Source organism: Burkholderia sp. FW306-1C-G01B (genome assembly GCF_058781685.1).
In genome coordinates, this window is record NZ_JBYSWZ010000016.1 from 1 (window position 1) to 19,878 (window position 19,878).

Annotated in this window: 19 protein-coding genes; 8 read left to right on the forward strand and 11 right to left on the reverse strand. The window is 68.5% G+C overall.

What is annotated here, in order from left to right; all coding sequences use genetic code 11:
- Positions 1–104: 104 nt before the first annotated feature.
- The 7 genes from AC3WLY_RS27515 to AC3WLY_RS27545 all read right to left on the reverse strand — a co-directional run bounded on the left by AC3WLY_RS27515 (position 105) and on the right by AC3WLY_RS27545 (position 5,726).
- Entirely contained in the window at positions 105–1,328 is a 1,224-nt protein-coding gene (locus AC3WLY_RS27515; protein WP_492309347.1) for a CpaE/TadZ family protein, read from the reverse strand.
- A gap of 22 nt (positions 1,329–1,350) precedes the next feature.
- Positions 1,351–1,734, reverse strand: a complete 384-nt coding sequence (locus AC3WLY_RS27520) for a CpaD family pilus assembly lipoprotein (RefSeq protein ID WP_072436476.1) — start codon at positions 1,732–1,734, stop codon at positions 1,351–1,353.
- A gap of 15 nt (positions 1,735–1,749) precedes the next feature.
- Positions 1,750–3,129 carry a secretin GspD/PilQ domain-containing protein gene (locus tag AC3WLY_RS27525; protein WP_310140271.1) on the reverse strand — a complete coding sequence of 460 codons (1,380 nt, stop codon included), beginning with the start codon at positions 3,127–3,129 and terminating at the stop codon, positions 1,750–1,752.
- 62 nt (positions 3,130–3,191) lie between these two features.
- A complete protein-coding gene (cpaB, locus tag AC3WLY_RS27530; RefSeq protein ID WP_492309346.1) occupies positions 3,192–4,211 on the reverse strand; it encodes a Flp pilus assembly protein CpaB in 1,020 nt (339 codons plus the stop codon).
- 19 nt (positions 4,212–4,230) lie between these two features.
- Entirely contained in the window at positions 4,231–4,710 is a 480-nt protein-coding gene (locus tag AC3WLY_RS27535; protein ID WP_175958782.1) for a prepilin peptidase, read from the reverse strand.
- 90 nt (positions 4,711–4,800) lie between these two features.
- Positions 4,801–4,983 (reverse strand): Flp family type IVb pilin, encoded by a 183-nt coding sequence (locus AC3WLY_RS27540; RefSeq protein WP_034179896.1) that lies wholly within the window; start codon positions 4,981–4,983, stop codon positions 4,801–4,803.
- Positions 4,984–5,519: 536 nt separating this feature from the next.
- The gene (locus AC3WLY_RS27545) at positions 5,520–5,726 is read right to left on the reverse strand and encodes a hypothetical protein (RefSeq protein WP_175958781.1); all 207 of its coding nucleotides are present in this window, start codon (positions 5,724–5,726) and stop codon (positions 5,520–5,522) included.
- 94 nt (positions 5,727–5,820) lie between these two features.
- On the opposite strand from AC3WLY_RS27545, the gene AC3WLY_RS27550 reads away from it, so the two are divergent.
- The 6 genes from AC3WLY_RS27550 (at position 5,821) to AC3WLY_RS27575 (ending at position 11,723) form a co-directional block, all read left to right on the forward strand.
- Positions 5,821–6,903, forward strand: coding sequence for an ABC transporter substrate-binding protein (locus AC3WLY_RS27550; protein WP_175958780.1), 1,083 nt, complete (start codon positions 5,821–5,823; stop codon positions 6,901–6,903).
- A 15-nt stretch (positions 6,904–6,918) separates the two neighbouring features.
- Positions 6,919–7,761 (forward strand): ABC transporter permease, encoded by an 843-nt coding sequence (locus tag AC3WLY_RS27555; RefSeq protein WP_425132899.1) that lies wholly within the window; start codon positions 6,919–6,921, stop codon positions 7,759–7,761.
- A 36-nt stretch (positions 7,762–7,797) separates the two neighbouring features.
- Entirely contained in the window at positions 7,798–8,628 is an 831-nt protein-coding gene (locus tag AC3WLY_RS27560; protein WP_492309345.1) for an ABC transporter permease, read from the forward strand.
- 40 nt (positions 8,629–8,668) lie between these two features.
- A complete protein-coding gene (locus AC3WLY_RS27565; protein ID WP_204422659.1) occupies positions 8,669–9,514 on the forward strand; it encodes an ABC transporter ATP-binding protein in 846 nt (281 codons plus the stop codon).
- A 148-nt stretch (positions 9,515–9,662) separates the two neighbouring features.
- Positions 9,663–10,616, forward strand: coding sequence for a TauD/TfdA dioxygenase family protein (locus AC3WLY_RS27570; RefSeq protein ID WP_492309344.1), 954 nt, complete (start codon positions 9,663–9,665; stop codon positions 10,614–10,616).
- Positions 10,617–10,775: 159 nt separating this feature from the next.
- Positions 10,776–11,723 (forward strand): TauD/TfdA dioxygenase family protein, encoded by a 948-nt coding sequence (locus tag AC3WLY_RS27575; RefSeq protein ID WP_492309343.1) that lies wholly within the window; start codon positions 10,776–10,778, stop codon positions 11,721–11,723.
- 55 nt (positions 11,724–11,778) lie between these two features.
- Here AC3WLY_RS27575 and AC3WLY_RS27580 read toward each other — a convergent pair whose 3' ends face one another.
- Positions 11,779–13,431, reverse strand: coding sequence for an ABC transporter substrate-binding protein (locus AC3WLY_RS27580; RefSeq protein WP_492309342.1), 1,653 nt, complete (start codon positions 13,429–13,431; stop codon positions 11,779–11,781).
- A gap of 298 nt (positions 13,432–13,729) precedes the next feature.
- On the opposite strand from AC3WLY_RS27580, the gene AC3WLY_RS27585 reads away from it, so the two are divergent.
- Together AC3WLY_RS27585 and AC3WLY_RS27590 are read left to right on the forward strand one after the other, a co-directional pair.
- Positions 13,730–14,137, forward strand: coding sequence for a DUF427 domain-containing protein (locus tag AC3WLY_RS27585; protein WP_175958774.1), 408 nt, complete (start codon positions 13,730–13,732; stop codon positions 14,135–14,137).
- Between the two features lie 174 nt (positions 14,138–14,311).
- On the forward strand, positions 14,312–15,304 hold the full coding sequence (locus AC3WLY_RS27590) for a sulfonate ABC transporter substrate-binding protein (protein ID WP_492309341.1): 993 nt from the start codon (positions 14,312–14,314) through the stop codon (positions 15,302–15,304).
- Between the two features lie 27 nt (positions 15,305–15,331).
- Here AC3WLY_RS27590 and AC3WLY_RS27595 read toward each other — a convergent pair whose 3' ends face one another.
- The 3 genes from AC3WLY_RS27595 to AC3WLY_RS27605 form a co-directional block, all read right to left on the reverse strand.
- Complete coding sequence (locus AC3WLY_RS27595) at positions 15,332–15,916, reverse strand: putative glycolipid-binding domain-containing protein (protein ID WP_492309340.1); 585 nt, start codon at positions 15,914–15,916, stop codon at positions 15,332–15,334.
- Between the two features lie 106 nt (positions 15,917–16,022).
- Entirely contained in the window at positions 16,023–17,408 is a 1,386-nt protein-coding gene (gene potE / locus AC3WLY_RS27600; protein WP_492309339.1) for a putrescine-ornithine antiporter, read from the reverse strand.
- A gap of 62 nt (positions 17,409–17,470) precedes the next feature.
- Positions 17,471–19,771, reverse strand: a complete 2,301-nt coding sequence (locus tag AC3WLY_RS27605) for an Orn/Lys/Arg family decarboxylase (RefSeq protein WP_492309338.1) — start codon at positions 19,769–19,771, stop codon at positions 17,471–17,473.
- Positions 19,772–19,878 lie beyond the last annotated feature (107 nt).

Genomic DNA, 19,878 nt, shown 5'->3' on the forward strand with positions numbered 1-19,878 from the left:
CGCCGGCGCCGGCGCGCGCGGCGCCGCGGGCGAGGCGGCCGGTGCGGGGTCCGGCGCGGGATCCGGCGCAGAGTCCGGCGGCGGCCGGTTGCGGTTACCGAACGTCACGATCCTTTCCTCCATTTGACGAAGCGCGCGTACCACGGCTCCGCGACGGCCATCGGTTCGCCGGTGATGCCGTTCGCGAGTTGCCGGATCCCGTCCAGGAAGCCGTGGCGCTTCGCATCTTCGATCGGCTCGCCGAGGTTCTCGGCGACCGCCAGCGTCTGCGGCTCGTGCGGCAGCTCGCGCAGCGACGCGCCGCCGAATGCCTCCGCGAAATCGGCCGGCTCGACGCGGCCCGCGACCGGCGCGAGCGGGTTGTTCAGCGCAATCGACAGCAGCCGCTCGCCCGGCAGTTCCTGCACGAAGCGCGCGAGCCGCGCGGATTCGTACGCGGCGAGCACCGAGCGGTCGGCGACGACGTAGACGAGATCGGACGCCTCGAGCGCATCCTCGAACAGCTTGCCGGCGCCGCTGCCGACGTCGAACAGCACGTAGTGGAAGCGGTCCTTCAGCATGTCGACCAGGCGCGCGACCACCCCGTCGCTCAGCGGCACGTCGGCGCCGTACGCGAGCTCGGCCGACAGCACGTGCAGGCGGTCGCCCTTGGTGACGAACATGCGGTCGAACAGCGCGTCGTCGGGACGCTGCTCCATGTTCAGCAATTCGACCAGCCCGTTGTTGCTGGACAGTCCGAGCATCGAGTTCGCGCCGCCGCCATGCAGGTTCAGGTCGATATACGCGACGCGGCGGCGCTTCTCGCCCGCCAGGCAGCGCGCGAGGCTCACCGCGATGGTCGTCGTGCCGACGCCGCCGCGTGCGCCGACGAAGCTGACGATCTTGCCGGTGCGCACCTGCACGACCGATTCCGTCGCCGTCAGCGCGCGCCGCATCAGCTCGACGGTCAGCGGCTTGACGATGTAGTCCTGCACGCCGATGCCGAGCAGGTTGCGAAACAGCCCGACGTCGTTCTGCGTGCCGATCGCGACGACCCGCACCGACGGATCGCACACGTCGGCGAGCCGCATCAGGTCCGACACCGGCAGCACCGAATCCGACACGTCGACGACCAGCTGGCGCGGCGAACGCTCGTGCTGCTGCAGCAGCCGGATCGCGTCGTCGCAGGTGCCCGTCTGCAGGTGTGCACGCGCGATCGACAAATCGTGCGCGACGCGCCGGATCACGTCCTCGCTGCCCGGATCGGACACGACCGCGACGAGATCCGTCGCTCCGGCGGACGCGGCGCGCTTGGCGCTCTGGCGATCGAGGACGTTCATGGGTGACATCGCGATGGCCTCGGGAATCGGTTCAATGGCCGGGCGAGCCGGTCGTCGTCTGCGTCCTGCCGGGCGTCGGCTGCTTCACGCGATCCTCGACGTAGCGGCGCACCGCACCGGCCGCGACTTCCGCGTCGGCGCCGCCGTACGGCACCGGCGCGACGAGATCCTGCGGTCGCGCGAGCATGGCCGCGAGGTTCGTGTAGGTCGCGCAGCCGAACGGCACGCCCGGCCGCCCGAAGCCCGCATCGACGAGATGCGACGGCTGCATCAGCTTCGCGCAGTCGGGCGCCACCGCCTGAACGCCGTCGAAGCCGATCGACCGCGCGTCGGGCAGGTTCAGCGGCGGCGGCGCCGACATGCAGCCCGCCAGCGCCAGCGGCAGCAGTGCGGAGACGGTGGTTCGAGCTCGCATGGGCGCTCCTCCGGTTCAGTACACGAAGCCCGCGGCGCCGACGAGGCGCGGCGTATCGCCCGACAGCAGGTCGAGCCCGAGGTTGCGCTGCACCGCGAACTCCAGATCGCTGCTCGGCCGCGCGACGGTGTCGATCGCCTGCTCGAGCTGGCCGGGCCCGGTCGGCTGCACGATGTACGGCGTGACGATCACGACCACCTCGGTCTTGTTGTCCTGGAAATTCTTCGACGAAAACAGCCGGCCGATGATCGGCAGCCGGCCGAGCCCCGGGATCTGCGACACGGTGTCGGCCGTCTGGCTCTGCAGCAGCCCGCCGATCGCGAAGCTCTGCCCGCTCGACAGCTCGACCGTCGTCTCGACGCGTCGCACGGTGAGCGCCGGCACCCTGATGCTGCCCGTCGTCACGCTGTTGCTCGCGTCGACCTCGCTCACTTCCGGCCGCACTTTCAGGCTGATGCGGTTGTCGGAGAGCACGGTCGGCGTGAAGTCGAGCGACACGCCGAACGGCTTGTACTCGACCGTGATCACACCCGTGTTGCCGCTCTGCGCAACCGGGATCGGAATCTCGCCGCCCGCGAGGAAGCTCGCCGTCTCGCCCGACATCGCGGTCAGATTCGGCTCCGCGAGCATCGTGATCAGCCCTTCCTGATCGAGCGCGTCGAGCACGACGTCGATCGACCAGCGCCCCGCGCGAAAGCCGCCGAGCACCGAGAATGCGCCGGTCGGCGACAGGTTGAACAGGCCGTTCGTCGGGTCGAACAGCGTGCGCCCGTTGAACAGCCCGCCGACGAAGTTGCCGGCGGCGCCGAGCGAGCTCCAGTTGATGCCGAGCTGCTGCGTGACGTTGCGGCTCACCTCGGTCACCCGCACGCGCAGGTTCACCTGGATCGGGCGCGACAGCGTCAGCCGGTTGACGATCTTTTCCTTGTCGTGCAGGTACGGCGCGAGCGACTGCATCACGGCGTCCGCGTCGGCCGCGCCCGGCACCTTGCCCGACACCATCAGCGAGCCCGGCGCGCCGGACACCGACAGCTTCAGCTGCGGAAAGCGGCTGTCGAGCACCGCCTGCAGCGACGCCGTGTCGACCTGCACGATCACCGTCCTGCGCAGGATCGGCCGATGGTTCGCGCCGAGCGCGATCAGCGTGGTCGTGCCAGCCTTCTTGCCGAACACGAACACGGTGCGCGGCGACGGCACCTGGATGTCGGCGATGGTCGGATCGGCGACGAACATCGCGACCGCGGGCTCCGGCAGCGACAGCAGCTCGCCCTTGCCGGTCGCGATCGACAGCGGCGCGCCGGCGTCCGGCGTGCGCGTGCCCTGCGCGAACGCGACGCCGGGCGCGGCGAGGCCGGCCAGGCACCAGAGAGCGATCCAACCAACCATGCGCACCATGCGTGTTCCCGTCATCCCGTCAAATGCCCGCCGCCGCGCGGCCGTCCCGCTCCGTCGATCCGTCATTGCGGCACCGCCGCCCGCGGCGGCTGCGCCGTCCCGTCCGCCGCCGCGACATTGCCGCCACCCGGCAGCGCCGGCATTCCCTGCAGGCCGGACGGCAGCGGCGGCAGGCCCGGCGTGCCGGTGCCGCCGCCGCGCGACCCGTCGTCGATCGAGGAACCGCGATAGATCACGACCGTGTTGCTCTGTCCCGTCGGCCGTGCGCCGCCGGCCGCCGGCCCGGCGGACGGCGCGCGCGCGGCCTCGCGGGCCGCACGCGACACGTCGCCCGCCCACACCGGCTGCGTATCCGGCTCCTGCTCGTCGCCGCCCGCCGGTTGCCGCCGGTCGCTGGTCACGAAGCTGCGCAGCGCGAGCGACAGCGAGCCGAGGCGCGTCGCGACCAGCACGACCTGCGCGGTGCGCGGCGCGACCTCGAGCGTGACCGTACGCGCTCGCGCCGTCGCGTCCGGCGCACTCGCGGGCGTCTTCGCGCGCTGGAATTCCGAGCCAACCGCTAGCACGCGCGCGCGCCGCACGACCGTCTCCGCTTCGAAGGTGCCGGGCGACGTCGCCGAGCCGCCGATCTGCTGCGTGAGCACCACGTCGACGAAGTCGCCCGGCTGGATCAGCCCCGCGTTGCCCGACACGTCGTCGACCGGCACCGAGATCGCGCGCATGCCGGGCTGCAGCGCGGCCGCGAGAAAATCCGGCGCGTCGGCCGGAATCACGTTGTCCGTGCGAATCGGCGTGCCGGCGCCGACGCGATTGCGCAGCAGCGCGCCCTTCAGGTCGGCGCCCGGCTGCGACTCGACGAACGTGCCCGGCGGCACCTGTGCGCGCGGCATGCGCTTCCATGCGAGATCGTTGTCGCGCAGCAGCAGCCCTTCCGGCAGATCGGCGGCCGCGACACGCACGCGCGCCTGATCCGGTGCGCCGGGTGCCGACGGCGTCGACGCGGCAACGTACAGTTCGCGCAGGATGAATGCGCCGATGCCGGCAGCGATGATCAGCACGGCCATTCTCAGAGGTTTGGGCATGGCGGCGTGCGTCCCCCGGCTAGGTAAGCGAAACCGCGTGCGGAAACGGCGCCCAGACGGCCAGCGCACCGCCGAGCGCGAGCGCGAGCCCGTACGGCACGCCGCGCGCGGCGACCGCGCGGGCGGGCGTGGCGCGCCGCTGCCAGGCGACGGCCGCGAGCGCGGCGAGGCCGCATAACGCGCCACCCGCGCCGACGATCGTCAACACGGGGAACGCCAGCGTCGGGCCGGCCCACAGGAATACCGCCGCCGCCAGCTTGACGTCGCCGCCGCCGATCCAGCCCGCGTGGCGCAAGCCGCCGGACAGCAGCAGCATCGCCGCGGCGGTCGCGAGGTGGCCGGCCAGCGGCGCGAGCCCTTCGCGCACGAGCGCCGCCGCGACGAAATACAGCATCGCGAACGCCAGCACCGCGCAATTGGACAGGCGCCGGTCGCGCAGGTCCTGCGCGGCGAGCGACGCCAGCACGACCGTGGCCACCGACTGCACGAGAGTGAGCATGGGAGAGCCGTCCATCGGCGCACCCCCGGGTTGGATACGTTCTACCGCTGCGGATCCGTGTATTCGTCGGCGGCGCGCGGGTTCAGGGGATCAGATCAGGCTCGTCACCTTCGTGATCAGCGCCGTGAACACGCTCGGCAAGCCGCCGGAAGTGCTGCTGAGGATCACGCCGACCGCTGCCAGCGCGACCACGACGATGCCGGCCAGCACCGCATATTCGAGCGAGCTGACGCCACGTTCATCACGCAGCAGGGACTTGACGTATTGCAGCATGGCAACCTCCGTGTGACGGGGTCGATGATCGACCGTTGAACGTAAAGACGCTGCATGGGTCCGGCGGCTGCATATGGCGTTCGCCCATTCGCGACTCATGCGGACGGCCCACGCATGAGGCCGTTCGCATTCCCCGAAGTCCACTCGATCACTGCGACGCGCGGCATGCAACGACGGCATCGATCGTTTCATTCGCACATCTGTTGTGCAGCCTCGCCGGTACGACGCCGACCGCACTGATTCGTCTAGGGTATAGACAATTTTTGAGATGATTTCAAATAATTTGGCGTCGGAATGTATTTATGGATAGCACCCTGAAACGATGCAATTCATAGAGGTTGTCTGCCGCGATTCTTTCGCACGGCATTCCGCATGATTCGGATTGGTTCGGACGTCGATGTAAGCATGTTAACTGTCGCGATGCGTCATTTCCCGTCTGGCGGATAACCCGTTTTTTCCATTCGATTTTTCGGTATGCGCCAATTCGGCAAATATAACAGGTCAGGATCTGTTTTTTTAACCGACTGATACCGATTTCACTGCCCTGATTTGCATGCGGATCGACCGGAAAATCCGCGATTTAGCCATTTCAGGAATTTTCCAGCCGGCGCTTGCCTGATCGGCAGGCGACGCCAATCGACATGATCGGAATCCTGAACGATTCCGCGATACATGCGAATCCGCTTTCCGTTCGCGGAAAGCGGCGCGCCCGGCCCCGCAACCCGCCAGGCGGCGATAAGCATAGTTCAAATCGTTGTTTGTCCCGCGCCGGAAGCGTCCACCAGAATGGCTCGACGCCTCCCTGTCCGATTTCATTTTCACGCTACCCGACGCACCATGACCGATCGATTCCCGTTTCCGCTGCGCCTGCTGCGATCGCTGCTGGCGGCCACGCTGATGACGCTGGCGGCCACCGCCGCGCACGCCGACAAGCCCGCCACCATCCGCATCGGCGTCGCCCAGCAGGGCGCCGGCGATCCGCCGACCTTCGGCGGCTCGAGCGCCGCCACCGCGCAATTGCAGCAACTGGTCGAAAAGGAGTTTGCGGCCGACGGCATCAACGTGCAGTGGCTGTTCTTCAAGGGCGCGGGGCCGGCCGTCAACGAGGCGATCGCCAACAAGGCGCTCGACTTCGCGTACCAGGGCGACCTGCCGGCCGTGCTCGCACGCTCGAACGGGATCAAGACGCACCTGCTGCTTGCCGCGAGCGTGCGCTCGGGCGTGAAGATCGCAGTGCCGCCCGACTCCGGCATCCGTTCGATCACCGACCTGAAGGACCGCCGCGTGTCGATCTTCCGCGGCACGAACCTGCAGCTCGTCGCCGACAACGCGCTCGCGAAAAACGGCCTCGGCGAACGCGACCTGCGCGTGATCAACCTCGACGCCGCGAGCTCGCTCGCCGCGCTCGCGTCGAAAGGCATCGACGCGTCGGTGGGCGACTACCAGCTATACAAGCTGCGCGACGCGGGGCTCGCGAAGATCATCTACGAATCGCAGAACGACGGCCCGCAGTACACGCGCCAGACCCACCTGCTCGTGCTCGACGATTTCGAACGCGCGCATCCGGACATCGTGCAGCGCGTCGTCAACGCGCTGGTCAAGGGCGCGCAATGGTCGTCCGACGAGGCGAACCGCGATGCGCTGTTCAAGCTGTGGGCGAAGAGCGGCGTCCCGTATTCGTCGTGGCAGGCCGACTATGCGAACCAGCGCCTGAAGGATCGCCTGTCGCCGCTGATCGATCCGTTCCTCGTCGCGCGCTACAAGGCCGTCGCGCAGGATGCACTGAAGCTGAAGCTGATCCGCCAGCCGGTCGACGTCGACGGCTGGTTCGAGCCGAAGTATCTCGACAACGCGCTGCGCACGCTGAAGCTCGAAAACTACTGGCCGCGCTACGACGCGGCCGGCAAGCCCCTTTCCTGACCCGGACCCACCCCGATGAGCGATACCGCGATCCCGATTCCGTCGTCCGAGCCGCATGCACTCGCCGCGCCGCCGCGCCGCGCGGCGGGCGTGAAGCGGCTCGCGTGGCAGTTCGCGCCGTGGGTACTGCCCGCGCTGCTGTTCGCGCTGTGGAGCGTCGGCAGCGCGCGCGGCTGGATCGCACCGCAGATCCTGCCGCCGCCCGAACGCGTGTACGACGCGCTCGCCGATCTCGCGACGAGCGGCGATCTCGCGCGCCACACGCTGGTCAGCCTGCAGCGCGTGCTGGTCGGCTTCGCGGCCGGCTCGCTGCTCGGTTTCGCGATCGGCGTCGCGCTCGGCCTGTCGCGCACGCTGGAAGCCTATGTGCTGCCGAGCTTCAACGCGCTCGTGCAGATTCCGGTGCTCGGCTGGCTGCCGTTCCTGCTGCTGCTCGTCGGCGTCGGCGAACCGCTCAAGTACCTGCTGATCGCGCATGCGGCGCTCGTCCCCGTCACGATGAGCGCGTTGCAGGGGTTTCGCCAGACGCCGCCTGAACTCGACGAAGTCGCGCGCGGGTTCGGCTACACGCGCCGGCAACGCATCGTCCACGTCGTGCTGCCGGCCGCGATTCCGACGCTCGCGACCGGCGTGCGGCTCGCATTCACGAAGTCGTGGCTCGCGCTCGTCGTCGTCGAGCTCGTCGCGTCCTCCGAAGGGCTCGGCTACCTGATCGTGTACGGGCGGCAACTGTTCCAGCTCGATCTCGTGATGGCGGCCGTGGTCGTGGTCGGCGCGGTCGGCCTGCTGATCAACCGGCTGCTCGATGCACTCGAAGCGCGCCTGCGCCGCGGCGTGCCGTCCGCGTTCCGCGGCTGAACCTGCCCGCCCGCACCAACCGAAGGAGACCGCCCGATGCCGCACTCCGCCACGTCGACGCTCGCGCCGGATGCCACCCCGTCGCCCGTCGCAACCGCCCGCCGTCTGCATGCGCCCGACTGGCGCGGCTTCGTGCTGCCGCTCGTCGCGTTCGCGCTCTGGTGGGCGATCGCTTCCGCGCACCTCGTGAAAAGCGGGCTGCTCGTCGGCCCGGCCGACGTCCTGCACACCGCGTGGTCGCAGGTCACGAGCGGCGCGCTCGGCCGCGCACTGTCCGCGTCGCTCGCGCGCGAAGCCTGCGGTTTCGCGATCGGTGCGACGGGCGGGCTGCTGCTCGGCACCGCGCTCGGGCTGTCGCGCATCGCCGCGCGCATCGTCGGCCCGAGCTTCGACACGTTCAAGCAGATCTCGCTGTTCGCGTGGATTCCGCTGATCTCCGTGTGGTTCGGCCTCGGCGACGTCGCCAAGGTCGTGTTCCTGTCGCTCGCCGCGCTGCTGCCCGTCGCCGCGCACACGTGCGACGGCATTCACGCGGTGCCGCGCGCGTATGTCGACGTCGCCCGCGCGCTGCGCTATTCGCGGCTTCAGCTCGTCCGCTACGTGATCCTGCCGGCCGCACTGCCGTCGATCTTCACCGGGCTGTATCTCGGCCTGATCTATTCGTGGCTCGCGACGCTCGGCGCCGAATACCTGCTCGTCGCGGGCAGCGGGATCGGCAACACGCTGATCGACGGCAGCGAGCAGTTCCGGATGGATCTCGTGCTGTTCGGGATCATCGTCGTCGGCGTGACCGGCTGGGCACTGAACGCGATCGCGCGTGCGATCGAACGCAAGGTACTGGCCCGGCGCGGCGACCTGCCGCGCTGATCTGACGCTCCTTCCCTGTCGCATCCTTCTTCGCTCCGCCATGACGACCCTCGCCTCCGACTCGCTCGACATCCTCCACGTAAGCAAGCACTACGCACAACGCGGCGCGGCGCTCGCCGTGCTCGACGACGTGTCGCTGCACGTGCGCGCCGGCGAATTCGTCACGATCGTCGGCGCGAGCGGCTGCGGCAAGTCCACGCTGCTGCGGCTGGTCGCGGGGCTCGATACCGACTACTCGGGCGAGATCCGCGCCGGCGACGAACGCGTGCGCGACACGTCGCTGCAGCGCGGGATCGTGTTCCAGGATCACCGGTTGTTCCCGTGGCTCACCGTCGAGCAGAACATCGGCGCCGCGCTGCGCAACGCGCCGCTCGACGCGGCCGCGAAGCGGCGAGCGGTAGCCGACCACATCGCGCTCGTCGGGCTGAACGGCTTCGAGCACGCGTTTCCGAACCAGTTGTCGGGCGGGATGGCGCAACGCGTCGCGATCGCGCGCGGCCTCGTGAACCGGCCGCGCGTGCTGCTGCTCGACGAGCCGTTCGGCGCGCTCGACGCGCAGACGCGCGCGCGGATGCAGAACGAATTGCTGCGCATCTGGGAACAGGAGCGCATCACGATGATGCTCGTCACGCACGACGTCGACGAAGCCGTCTATCTCGGCGACCGCGTCGTCACGATGGCGCCGCGCCCGGGCCGCATCGAACGCATCGTCGATGTCGCGCTGCCGCGGCCGCGCCGGCGCGATTCGCCGGAATTCGTGCGGTTGCGCGATACGGTGCTCGCCGATTTCGACGATAGCGACCCGCCGCGCGACGACGGCGCGGGCGGCAAGCGCATCGACACGCCGCACGCGCACCGGATCGGTGAATTCCGGCTTGCGTGGTAGACGCGTGTCGCGACCGCATTGCTCAGCATGACGACACATATCGATCATCGCAGCACGCACGCTAAGGTTGTGACGATTCATCGGTTCCGGTTCCGCGCGCGCCCTGCTTGAATGGAGACTCGACCGACCCGACTCCAGGAGACTCCCGATGTCCGAAGTCCAGCACGCCGCCCACCCGTCTTCGCATGCTTCGCACGCCGCGCCGCGCACGGCCGCCGCCCCGCTCCAGCTTCGCCAGGTTGCCGGCCGGATCGGCGCCGAGATCGCCGGCGTGCGGCTGTCGGCCACGCTCGACGACGCGACGTTCGATGCGATCCAGGCCGCGCTGCTGCGCCACAAGGTGCTGTTCTTCCGTGGCCAGAACCATCTCGACGACACCGCGCAGGAAGCGTTCGCGCACCGCTTCGGCGACACGGTCGCGCATCCGACCGTGCCGTCCGTCGACGGCAGCGCGCATCTGCTCGAACTCGATTCCGCGCACGGCGCCCGGGCGAATTCGTGGCACACCGACGTCACGTTCGTCGACGCATACCCGAAGATCTCGATCCTGCGCGCGGTCGTGATTCCGCCGTTCGGCGGCGATACGGTATGGGCCAACACGGCCGCCGCGTACGCGCATCTTCCCGACCCGCTGCGCGCGCTCGCCGACACGCTGTGGGCGATCCATACGAACGCATACGACTACGCGTCGACGCACGTGCATGCCGACGACACGCAACTGAAGCGCTACCGCGAAGTGTTCACGTCGACCGTCTACGAAACCGAGCATCCGGTCGTGCGCGTGCATCCGGAAACCGGCGAACGCACGCTCGTGCTCGGGCACTTCGTGCAGCGGCTCAAGGGGCTGTCGGCGCAGGATTCCGCGCACCTGCTGCAGGTCTTCCACGAGCACGTGACGCGCCTCGAGAACACCGTGCGCTGGAACTGGCAGGAAGGCGATGTCGCGATCTGGGACAACCGCGCGACGCAGCACTACGCGATCAACGACTACGGCGCTGCGCGCCGCGTCGTGCGCCGAGCGACCGTTCACGGCGACGTGCCGGTCGGCATCGACGGCCGCCGGAGCATCGTGCTGAAGGGGCCGGGCGCGACGCTGCAATAACGTCCGCGTACCGCGGCGGCGCCGTTCCGTGCGCGCCGCCGCGCGTTCCGCTCCATTCGCCACCGGACATTCCACCATGAACCTCCCGCCACCGCATCGACGCTTGCACGCGCAACGATGTCGGCCATCCGCCCCGTTCACTTCCGCCAGGAGCGTCGCATGAGCGCCCTACCCGAACCCGCCGCCCAGCCGGTCGACGTGATCCCGCTGTCCGCCCATATCGGCGCGGAAATACGCGGCGTCGACCTCACGCAACCGTTGACCACACCGCAGATCGCGGCCATCCGCACCGCGCTGCTGAAATGGCGCGTCATTTTCTTCCGCGAACAATTCCTCACGCACGACCAGCACGTCGCGTTCTCCGCGCAGTTCGGCGAGCCGACGGTCGGCCACCCGGTGTTCGGGCACGTCGACGGCCATCCGGCCGTCTATTCGATCGCGAAGCACCGCAAGGCGACGCGCTTCGAAGGCGAACCGGTGCGCCGGCCGTGGACGGGCTGGCACACCGACGTGACGGCCGCCGTGAACCCGCCGTGGGCGTCGATCCTGCGCGGCGTGACGATCCCGCCGTACGGCGGCGACACGCACTGGACCAATCTCGTCCGCGCGTATGAAACGCTGTCCGAGCCGCTGCGCGGTTTCGTCGACGGCTTGCGCGGCATCCACCGCTTCACGCCGCCGGCCGGTGCGTGCGCCACCGGCACGTTCGACGACGCGGTCGAACGCCGCCCGCTCGTGACCGAGCATCCGCTCGTGCGCGTGCATCCGGAGACCGGCGAACGCGCGCTGTACGTGAGCCCGAGCTTCCTGAAATCGATCGTCGGGCTGACGCCGCGCGAGAGCCAGGCGCTGCTCGAACTGCTGTGGGAACACGTGACGCGGCCGGAATTCACGATCCGCTTCAAATGGGAACCGCGCAGCATCGCGTTCTGGGACAACCGCGCGACCGCGCACCTCGCGCCCGTCGACATCTTCGATCTCGACTTCGACCGCCAGCTCTACCGTACGACGCTCACCGGCGACGTGCCGGTCGGCCCCGACGGCCGGCCATCGGTCGCACTCGAAGGCTCGCCGGTCGAAACGGCGGCGGCCGTCGCGCTCAACTGATCGCAACCGGCACCGGCGCGCGCGAGCGCGCCGGCCCTTCGTCCATCGATCTCCGTCAATCCAGCCACACGCCGTCGAACCGGTGCCCGCCAAGCGGCGAGAACGTCAGCCCGTGCACACGTTTCGACACCGGCAGCGACACGATCGACGTTGCGATCGGCGTGAACGGCACCTGGTCCTTGAACACCACCTGCGCCTGTTCGTACAGCGCCGTGCGCTTCGCGACGTCCGCATTCGAGCGCGCCGCGCTCACCAGCTTTTCGAAATCCTGATTGCACCACTTCGCGAGGTTGCTGCCGTGCACCGCGTCGCAGCCGAGCAGCGTGCCGAGCCAGTTGTCGGGGTCGCCGTTGTCGCCCGACCAGCCGTACAGGATCGCGTCGTGCTGCCCGTCGTGCTTCGCGCGTCGGTTGTATTCGCCCCACTCGTAGCTGACGATCTTCGCGCGCACGCCGATCTTCGCCCAGTCCTGCTGGATCAGTTGCGCCATCAACTGCGCATTCGGGTTGTACGGGCGCTGCACGGGCATCGCCCACAGCGTCAGGTCGAAGCCGTTCGGGAAACCGGCCTGCGCGAGCAGCGCCTTCGCGGCGGCCGGATCGCGCGGCGCATCCTTCAAGCGCGGGTTGTACGACCATTGCGCGGGCGGCATCGGGTTCGTCGCGATCTTCGCGTCGCCGTTGAAGACGGTCTTCACGATCGCCGTCTTGTCGATCGCGATGTCGAGCGCGCGCCGCACGTCGACGCGATCGAGCGGCGCATGCTGCGTGTTGTACGCGACGAAACCGACGTTGAAGCCCGTTCCCGAGAACAGCTCCAGCTTCGGGTCGCGCCGCACCGTGTCGAGATCGGCCGGCCGCGGGAACGCCGATACCTGGCACTCGCCGGCCACCAGCTTCTGCAGGCGCGCGGCCGGATCGGGCGTGATCGCGAACACGAGGCGCGCGAGCTTCACGTCGTCCGGCTTCCAGTAGTCGGGGTTCGCTTCGTAGCGGATCAGCGCATCCTTCTGATACGTGCGCAGCAGGAACGGCCCGGTGCCGACCGGGAACTGGTTGATATCGGCCTCGCGATGGCGCGCCGCGAGCTGCGACGCATATTCGGCCGACAGCACCGACGCGAACGCCATCGCGAGGTTGCGCACGAACACGACGTCGGGCGTCTTCAGCACGAAGCGCACCGTGTAGTCGTCGACCTTCTCGATGCGCTCGACGTTGCGGTCGAAGCCGAGATCGCTGAAGTACGGGAAGCTGACCGGGTAGGCCTTGCGGAATGGATCGTCGGGATCGAGCATCCGGCGGAACGTAAACACGACGTCGTCGGCCTGGAACGGCCGCGTCGGCTTGAACCATGCAGTCGTCTGGAATTTCACGCCATGCCGCAGGTGGAACGTGATCGTGCGCTGGTCGGGCGACACGTCCCAGCTCGTCGCGAGCGACGGTTCGAGATCGAGCGTGCCGCGCCTGAATTGCACGAGCCCGTTGTAGATCGTGTACGTGCTCGCGTCGAAATCGGTGCTCGTCGTGTGCTGGCCCGGATCGAAGCCGGCCGGGCTGCCTTCGCTGCAGTACACGAGCGTCTTGCCGGCCGGCGCGGCGAGCGCCTGCATGGCCGCGCCGGCGAGCAGCAGCGACGCGGCCATGCAACGAAGTGCGACAACGGCATGCGGTGCGCGGCGCGCGGCTGACGAAACGAAAGAATGCTTCATGGTGGCGGAAAGGAGGAATGAGTCATGCGAATGACGACGGCCGATCTTCGCGCGCCTCCCGCCGATCGCTTACCAATTAATTCGGCGTTGCTTATCGCCGCGGGTGCATCCCGCTGTCCGTGCGTGAATATGTCCGCGCAAGCGCCGGGACATCGCCCGGCAGCCTTGCCGCGCCACCGCCTTCCGGCCCCCTGCAGATTCTCCGGAATTGGCGCATCGTATCGGCTGGCAAACGCCGGCAGAGGCGCGCCGGGATCCGCCCGGCGACGCCGCGCCGCCAATTCCTGGAGGACCCACGATGTCGATCAGCTCCGATACGCCCTCTCGTCCCGTGAAGTCGCCGGGCCCCGATCATCCGATCGCGATCGAGCCGCATCCGTCGCGCGTGGTGGTCACGGTGGCCGGCAAGGTCGTCGCCGATACGCGCCGCGCGCTGGCGCTGCGCGAGGCCAGCTATCCGGCCGTGCTCTACATCCCGCGCGAAGACGCCGACATGTCGCTGCTGCGACGCACCGACCACGCGACATACTGCCCGTACAAGGGCGACTGCGCGTACTACTCGATCCCGGCCGGCGGCGCACGCGCGACCAACGCGGTGTGGACCTACGAGCATCCGTATCCGGCCGTCGAAGCGATTCGCGGGCACCTCGCGTTCTATCCGGACCGCGTCGATTCGATCGAGGAAAGCGCCGCCGACGCAGCCTGAGCGCCGCTGATTTGCATATGCGCATTCATTGGTTGGCCGCCGGCCCGCGCGGCCGTATCGTCCTGAATCCGGCGCGGGCCGGCCCGTTGCGAGCATCGCCCGCATCCGGCCCCGTCCTGCGCCGGCCGCGCCGCCTTTGCGCGCGACCCGTGAACCCGCACGCAGGACACCCCGATGAGCGACACACCGCACGCAGACGTTGAAACGACCCCGGCGAACCCGCGCCGCCGCCAATGGCTGCATGGTGCGGCCGCCGGGCTTGCCGGACTCGCGCTCGGGCCGCTCGCGACCCTGCCCGCACGGGCCCAGGCCAACGGCACGCGGCTGCGCATCGGGTTCCAGAAATACGGCAACTTCGTCGTGCTGAAGGCACGCGGCACGCTCGAGAAGCGCCTCGCCAGCCAGGGCGTCGCGGTGCAATGGCTCGAATTCCCGGCCGGCCCGCAACTGCTCGAAGGGCTGAACGCCGGCGCGATCGACGTCGGCACGGTCGGCGAAACGCCGCCGATCTTCGCGCAGGCGGCTGGTGTCGATTTCGTCTATATCGGCAACGAGCCGCCCGCGCCGCAGGGCGAAGCGATCGTCGTGCTGCCCGATTCGCCGATCCGCAACGTCGCGCAGCTGCGCGGCAAGAAGGTCGCGTTCAACAAGGGCTCGAACGTCCACTACCTGCTCGTGAAGGCGCTCGAACACGCGGGCCTCGCGTATGCGGACATCCAGCCGATCTACCTGACGCCCGCCGACGCGCGCGCCGCGTTCGTGCAGCGCAGCGTCGATGCGTGGGTGATCTGGGATCCGTATCTGGCGGCCGCCGAACGGCAGCTCGGCGCGCGCGTGATCGCGAACGGCGAAGGGCTCGTGCGCAACACGCAGTACTACCTCGCCGCGCGCAAGCACGCGGCCGCTCACCCGCAGGTGCTGCGCGCGCTGCTCGACGAAGTCGACGCGGTCGATCGCTGGGCGCGCGACCACACGCCCGACGTCGCCGCGCAACTGTCGCCGCTCGTCGGCCTCGACGCGCCGACGCTCGAAGTCGCGCTCAAGCGCGCCGGCTACGGCGTGCAGCCGATCACCGACGCGACGCTCGCGTATCAGCAGAACATCGCCGACACGTTCAGCACGCTGAAGCTGATTCCCGGCAAGCTGACGGTCGCCAGCGCGCGCTGATGCGCTGCCGAAGCACGACGCGACGCGTTACGGCGCAGGCGCCGCGCCGATGCGCCGCCATTCGTCGTAGTCGATGACGAGGCCGGCTTCGTCGATCGCGATATCGGCCGCATAGGCGCCGCTCTCGTAGCGATACACGTGTGGCGCCGTATGCGTATAACGCTGCTCGCCGCGCACGATGGCGAAATCCGGAAAGCGCAGCCATGCGGTATGGATCGTCGCAGCGTCGCCGACGGCCAGCGCCAGCCGCCGGATCGGCAGCGTATTGGTCGACGGGCTGAAACCGAGGTCGATGTCGGTCGCGCCCGCGAGCAGCGGCGCGTCGGCGCCGTCGATCGTCCAGCGCCCGCCGTCGCATCCGAGGTCCAACCGTTGCGGCGGCAACGTGCCGAGCCAGCGTGTCACGCGTGCCGAGCGCGTGAGCCAGTCGGCACCGCATGCGATCGCATAGTCGATGCGAAACGGCGTGCCGTCGATCGCGCCCGATACCGAACCCGACAGATCGATTCCCGTTCGCCTCTCCGCGAGCCGGCACCATTCGGCCGCCTGCCACGTCTGCACGATCTGCCATGCGACGCATCGCGTGCGCGCCGCTTCATCCTGTTGCGTCATGTCGCCGTCTCCTGTCGGTCGCGCGAAAGCCGATTTTCGCTCATCGCGTCGACGAACACACGCGGCTTCGGCAACCGACCTCCGGCGATACGGATTGCGCCCGCCCTCACGCCTGCAACGACTTCCCCGGCTCCTTCACGTGCGCGTCGACTTCCATCTGGTAGAAGCGCGCGCTGACGAACCCGAACAGCGTCCAGCCCAGGAACACGCACAGGCCGCCGAGCATCAGCGCCTGCTCGCCCGAGTTGAACAGCGCATAGAAGCTGTACGCGGTCGCGACCATCGCGATCACGTTCGTCACCAGCGCCTTGGCCGGCGGCACGTTCGCGACCTTCTGGATCGTGATCAGCGCGGCCATCGACATCACGTACGGCACGAGGTTCGTGACGACCGCGAGATCGACGATCTTCTGGAACTGGCTGCTCAGCTCCGGGCTGATCGTCATCAGCGCCAGCGCGACCTGCGCGACGAGCAGGATCACCATGCCGACGATCGGCGTGCCCGTGCGCGTCGCACGCGCGAACACCGGCAGGAAATAGCCGACGTCCGCCGAGCTCTTGAACACCTGCGCGACCGTGAACTGCCAGCCGAGCAGCGAGCCGATGCACGCGATCACCATCAGCGCGGTGACGATCGTGCCGACCGTCGGCGTGAACATCGTCGCGAACGCGATGCCGAACGGCGCGTTCGACTTCGCGAGGATCGTGTTCGGCACGATCCCCGCGATCACGTTGGTCGACACGATGTAGAAGATCGCCGATGCGATCGTGCCGCCGAGCACGGCGATCGGCACGTTGCGTTCCGGGTTCTCCACCGCATCCGAGTTCGCGCATGCCGATTCGAGCCCGAGGAACGCCCACAGCGTCACCGCGATCGAACTGCCGACGGCCGGCCCGAACGGCATGTCGTGCGGATTCCACGCAGCGCCCCAGGTTGCGCCGTTGAACCAGAACCAGCCGATCAGCGACACGATGACGACCGGAATGATCACGCCCCATACGGTCACCGCACCGATCCGGCCGGTGATGCGCGAGCCGCCGAAGTTCGCGACCGTCGTGAGCACGAGCAGGAGGATCGTCCACAGGCCTGTCTGCAGCGGCGACAGCGTCGCGCCGAACAGCACGGTGCCGTAGCCGACCGCCGTGACGCCGATCGCGACGTTGGCGATCACGAGCGACAGCCCGTACGTGTAGTTCGCCATGTAGTTGCCGGCCTTGCCGAACGCGTATTCCGCGTAGCCGCCCATCCCGCCCGGCTTGCGGCTCAACATCCCGCAGCGCGCGAACGCGTAGGCCAGCGCGAGCGAGCCGCCGGCCGTGACGATCCACGACAGCAGCGAGATCGTGCCGACCTGCGCGAGCTTCGCCGGCAGCAGGATGATGCCGGAGCCCATCATGTTGACCGCCGTGAGGATGGTGAGCTGCCAGACGTTCATCCGGTTCTTCGCCGCGGCCGCCGGGGCCGCGGCGGACATGCGTGCTGCGTTTTCCATGATCTCGATCCTTCGATGTGATGCCGCCGCGCGGCCGGTCGCTCGTGCGTCCGGCCGCCCGCTCATGCCGTCAGGCAGTACACGCAGTACGTGCCGTCCTCGACTTCCACGCCGTGCGTATCGTGCGCGAAGCCCGGAAAGCGCCGGTCGTACGCTTCGAGCGCCTTCAGGTAGCCGAGCACCGGGCCGCCTGCCGGCCCCGCGTTCTCGCCCGGCATCAGCAGCGGAATGCCCGGCGGATACGGCACGACGCCGGTGGCGACCGTGCGCCCGGCCAGCTCGTCGAGCGTGACCTGCTCGACGCGGCCCTGCACGAGATGCTCGTATGCGCGCACCGGGCTCATCTCCGGCTTCGGCAGGATCGAGAACGCCTCCGACATCAGCCGCGTCGTGCCGAGCTGCTCCATCGCCGCGAACATCGTGTCGGCCAGGTCCTTCAGCCCCATGCCCGCATAGCGCGCGCCGTGCTCCTTCGCGAGCGACGGAATCGCCATGTCGAGCGGCAGGTTCGCGTCGTAGTCGCGCTTGAAGTCGCACAGCGCGCTGACGAGCGAGCCCCACTTGCCCTTCGTGATGCCGATCGAGAACAGGAACAGGATCGTGAAGTCGGTCGTCTTCTCGACAACGATCCCGCGCGCATCGAGATAGGCCGTGACGACGCTCGCCGGAATGCCGACCGGCATCAGGCCGCCGCTCGGCGCGACGCCCGGCGTGACGATCGACACCTTGATCGGATCGAGCATGCAGTAGCCGTCCTCGATATTGCCGAAGCCGTGCCATTGCGCGCCGGGGCGCAGCACCCAGCACGACGGATCGCTCGCGAGCAGCTCGGGCGGCGCATCGTGGAACGGCAGCGTGCGGCCCGTGCGTGCCTCGAGCACGGTGTCGGGCTGCCAGCATTCGAAGAACCAGTCGCCCTTCGCGTCGAACTCGTTGTTCATCCGCGCGATCATCTGCCGGAACGCGACGGCCTCCTCGATCGACTCGTGCGTCAGCGCTTCGCCGCCGGGGCCGTCCATCATCGCGGCCGCGACGTCGTTCGACGCGATGATCGCGTAGTTCGGCGACGTCGACGCGTGCATCATGAACGTTTCGTTAAACTGACCATGCGGAATCGGGCTGCGGCCATCGCGCACATGGATGTACGACGCTTGCGACAGCGCGGTCAGCAGCTTGTGCGTCGACTGCGTCGCGAACACCGTGGGCCGGTCCGCACGATGGTCGCGCGGATCGCCGTGCATCGCATGGCGGTCGCGGTAGATCGGATTGAAGCGCGCGTAGCCGTACCACGCTTCGTCGAAGTGCAGGCGGTCGACGCTCGCGCCGAGCAGTTCTTCGACGCGCGTGACGTTGTAGCAGAGGCCGTCGTAAGTCGAGTTCGTGACGATCGCGTGCTTCGGCTGGCGATCGGCAAGCCCGGCCGCGAGCGGGTTCGATGCGATCGCCTCGCGGATCGCCGCCTGCGTGAGGCGCTCGGACGCGATCGGCCCGATGATCCCGTAGCGGTTGCGCGTCGGTACCAGGTAAGTCGGGATCGCGCCCGACATCGTCATCGCATGCTCGGCCGACTTGTGGCAGTTGCGGTCGCACAGCGCGATCTGGTCGCGGCTCACGCTCGCCATCAGAATGATCCGGTTCGACGTCGACGAGCCGTTCGTCACGTGATACGTGCGATGCGCGCCGAACACGCGCGCCGCGTATCGCTCGCTTTCGCCGATCGGGCCCGAGTGGTCAAGCAGCGAGCCGAGTTCGCCGACCGAGATCGACAGGTCGGAGCGGAACAGCGATTCGCCGAAGTATTCGAAGAACGCGCGGCCGACCGGCGACTTCAGGAAGCCCGTGCCGCCCGTGTGGCCGGGCGTATGCCACGAGTATTCGTAGACGCGAGAGAACTTCGCGAGCGCGCCGAACATCGGCGGCAGCACGGTCGAGCGATAGCGTTCGATCGCCGCGTGGATGCGCCCGCCGATGAAATCGGCCGTATCCTCGAGCAGCCACACGAAATCGTCGACCTGGCCCATGACCGTGGACGGCACCGACGACGCGACGCTGCGGTCGGCCAACAGGAAGATCGGCACGTTGGCATTGCGATGCCGGATCGCTTCGACCACCGCCTCCGACGGCCCGTGGCCGTCCACGCCGAGATCCCAGTCGAGCAGCACGCACTGGATCGACGGATCGGAACGGATCAGCATGATCGCATCGTCGGCGGACGTCGCCGTGAGCACGTCGATGTCGCGTTGCGCGAGCTCCGTGCTCAGTGTGCGGACCGCGCGTCCGGTCGCCGTTTCCTGCGTGATTTCGTCGTCGACCAGCAGCGCACGCATGCCGAGACGACGAATGCCGCCGGCGGATGTATTCATGATGTTGCCCCCGCTGTTCCGATGCTTCGTTGGTGTTGTTCGTCTCACGAGCACGCGGACAGCAGGCCACGGTCGGCGACATGAGACGCTCGTCATTCCGGTTTGAT

What these genes read in the sequence shown, in the direction of transcription:
- AC3WLY_RS27515 (WP_492309347.1), bottom strand. Translation starts at nt 1,328, where the DNA reads ATGTCACCCATGAACGTCCTCGATCGCCAGAGCGCCAAGCGCGCCGCG.
- AC3WLY_RS27520 (WP_072436476.1), bottom strand. Translation starts at nt 1,734, where the DNA reads ATGCGAGCTCGAACCACCGTCTCCGCACTGCTGCCGCTGGCGCTGGCG.
- AC3WLY_RS27525 (WP_310140271.1), bottom strand. Translation starts at nt 3,129, where the DNA reads ATGGTGCGCATGGTTGGTTGGATCGCTCTCTGGTGCCTGGCCGGCCTC.
- cpaB (WP_492309346.1), bottom strand. Translation starts at nt 4,211, where the DNA reads ATGCCCAAACCTCTGAGAATGGCCGTGCTGATCATCGCTGCCGGCATC.
- AC3WLY_RS27535 (WP_175958782.1), bottom strand. Translation starts at nt 4,710, where the DNA reads ATGCTCACTCTCGTGCAGTCGGTGGCCACGGTCGTGCTGGCGTCGCTC.
- AC3WLY_RS27540 (WP_034179896.1), bottom strand. Translation starts at nt 4,983, where the DNA reads ATGCTGCAATACGTCAAGTCCCTGCTGCGTGATGAACGTGGCGTCAGC.
- AC3WLY_RS27545 (WP_175958781.1), bottom strand. Translation starts at nt 5,726, where the DNA reads ATGCTTATCGCCGCCTGGCGGGTTGCGGGGCCGGGCGCGCCGCTTTCC.
- AC3WLY_RS27550 (WP_175958780.1), top strand. Translation starts at nt 5,821, where the DNA reads ATGACCGATCGATTCCCGTTTCCGCTGCGCCTGCTGCGATCGCTGCTG.
- AC3WLY_RS27555 (WP_425132899.1), top strand. Translation starts at nt 6,919, where the DNA reads ATGAGCGATACCGCGATCCCGATTCCGTCGTCCGAGCCGCATGCACTC.
- AC3WLY_RS27560 (WP_492309345.1), top strand. Translation starts at nt 7,798, where the DNA reads ATGCCGCACTCCGCCACGTCGACGCTCGCGCCGGATGCCACCCCGTCG.
- AC3WLY_RS27565 (WP_204422659.1), top strand. Translation starts at nt 8,669, where the DNA reads ATGACGACCCTCGCCTCCGACTCGCTCGACATCCTCCACGTAAGCAAG.
- AC3WLY_RS27570 (WP_492309344.1), top strand. Translation starts at nt 9,663, where the DNA reads ATGTCCGAAGTCCAGCACGCCGCCCACCCGTCTTCGCATGCTTCGCAC.
- AC3WLY_RS27575 (WP_492309343.1), top strand. Translation starts at nt 10,776, where the DNA reads ATGAGCGCCCTACCCGAACCCGCCGCCCAGCCGGTCGACGTGATCCCG.
- AC3WLY_RS27580 (WP_492309342.1), bottom strand. Translation starts at nt 13,431, where the DNA reads ATGAAGCATTCTTTCGTTTCGTCAGCCGCGCGCCGCGCACCGCATGCC.
- AC3WLY_RS27585 (WP_175958774.1), top strand. Translation starts at nt 13,730, where the DNA reads ATGTCGATCAGCTCCGATACGCCCTCTCGTCCCGTGAAGTCGCCGGGC.
- AC3WLY_RS27590 (WP_492309341.1), top strand. Translation starts at nt 14,312, where the DNA reads ATGAGCGACACACCGCACGCAGACGTTGAAACGACCCCGGCGAACCCG.
- AC3WLY_RS27595 (WP_492309340.1), bottom strand. Translation starts at nt 15,916, where the DNA reads ATGACGCAACAGGATGAAGCGGCGCGCACGCGATGCGTCGCATGGCAG.
- potE (WP_492309339.1), bottom strand. Translation starts at nt 17,408, where the DNA reads ATGGAAAACGCAGCACGCATGTCCGCCGCGGCCCCGGCGGCCGCGGCG.
- AC3WLY_RS27605 (WP_492309338.1), bottom strand. Translation starts at nt 19,771, where the DNA reads ATGAATACATCCGCCGGCGGCATTCGTCGTCTCGGCATGCGTGCGCTG.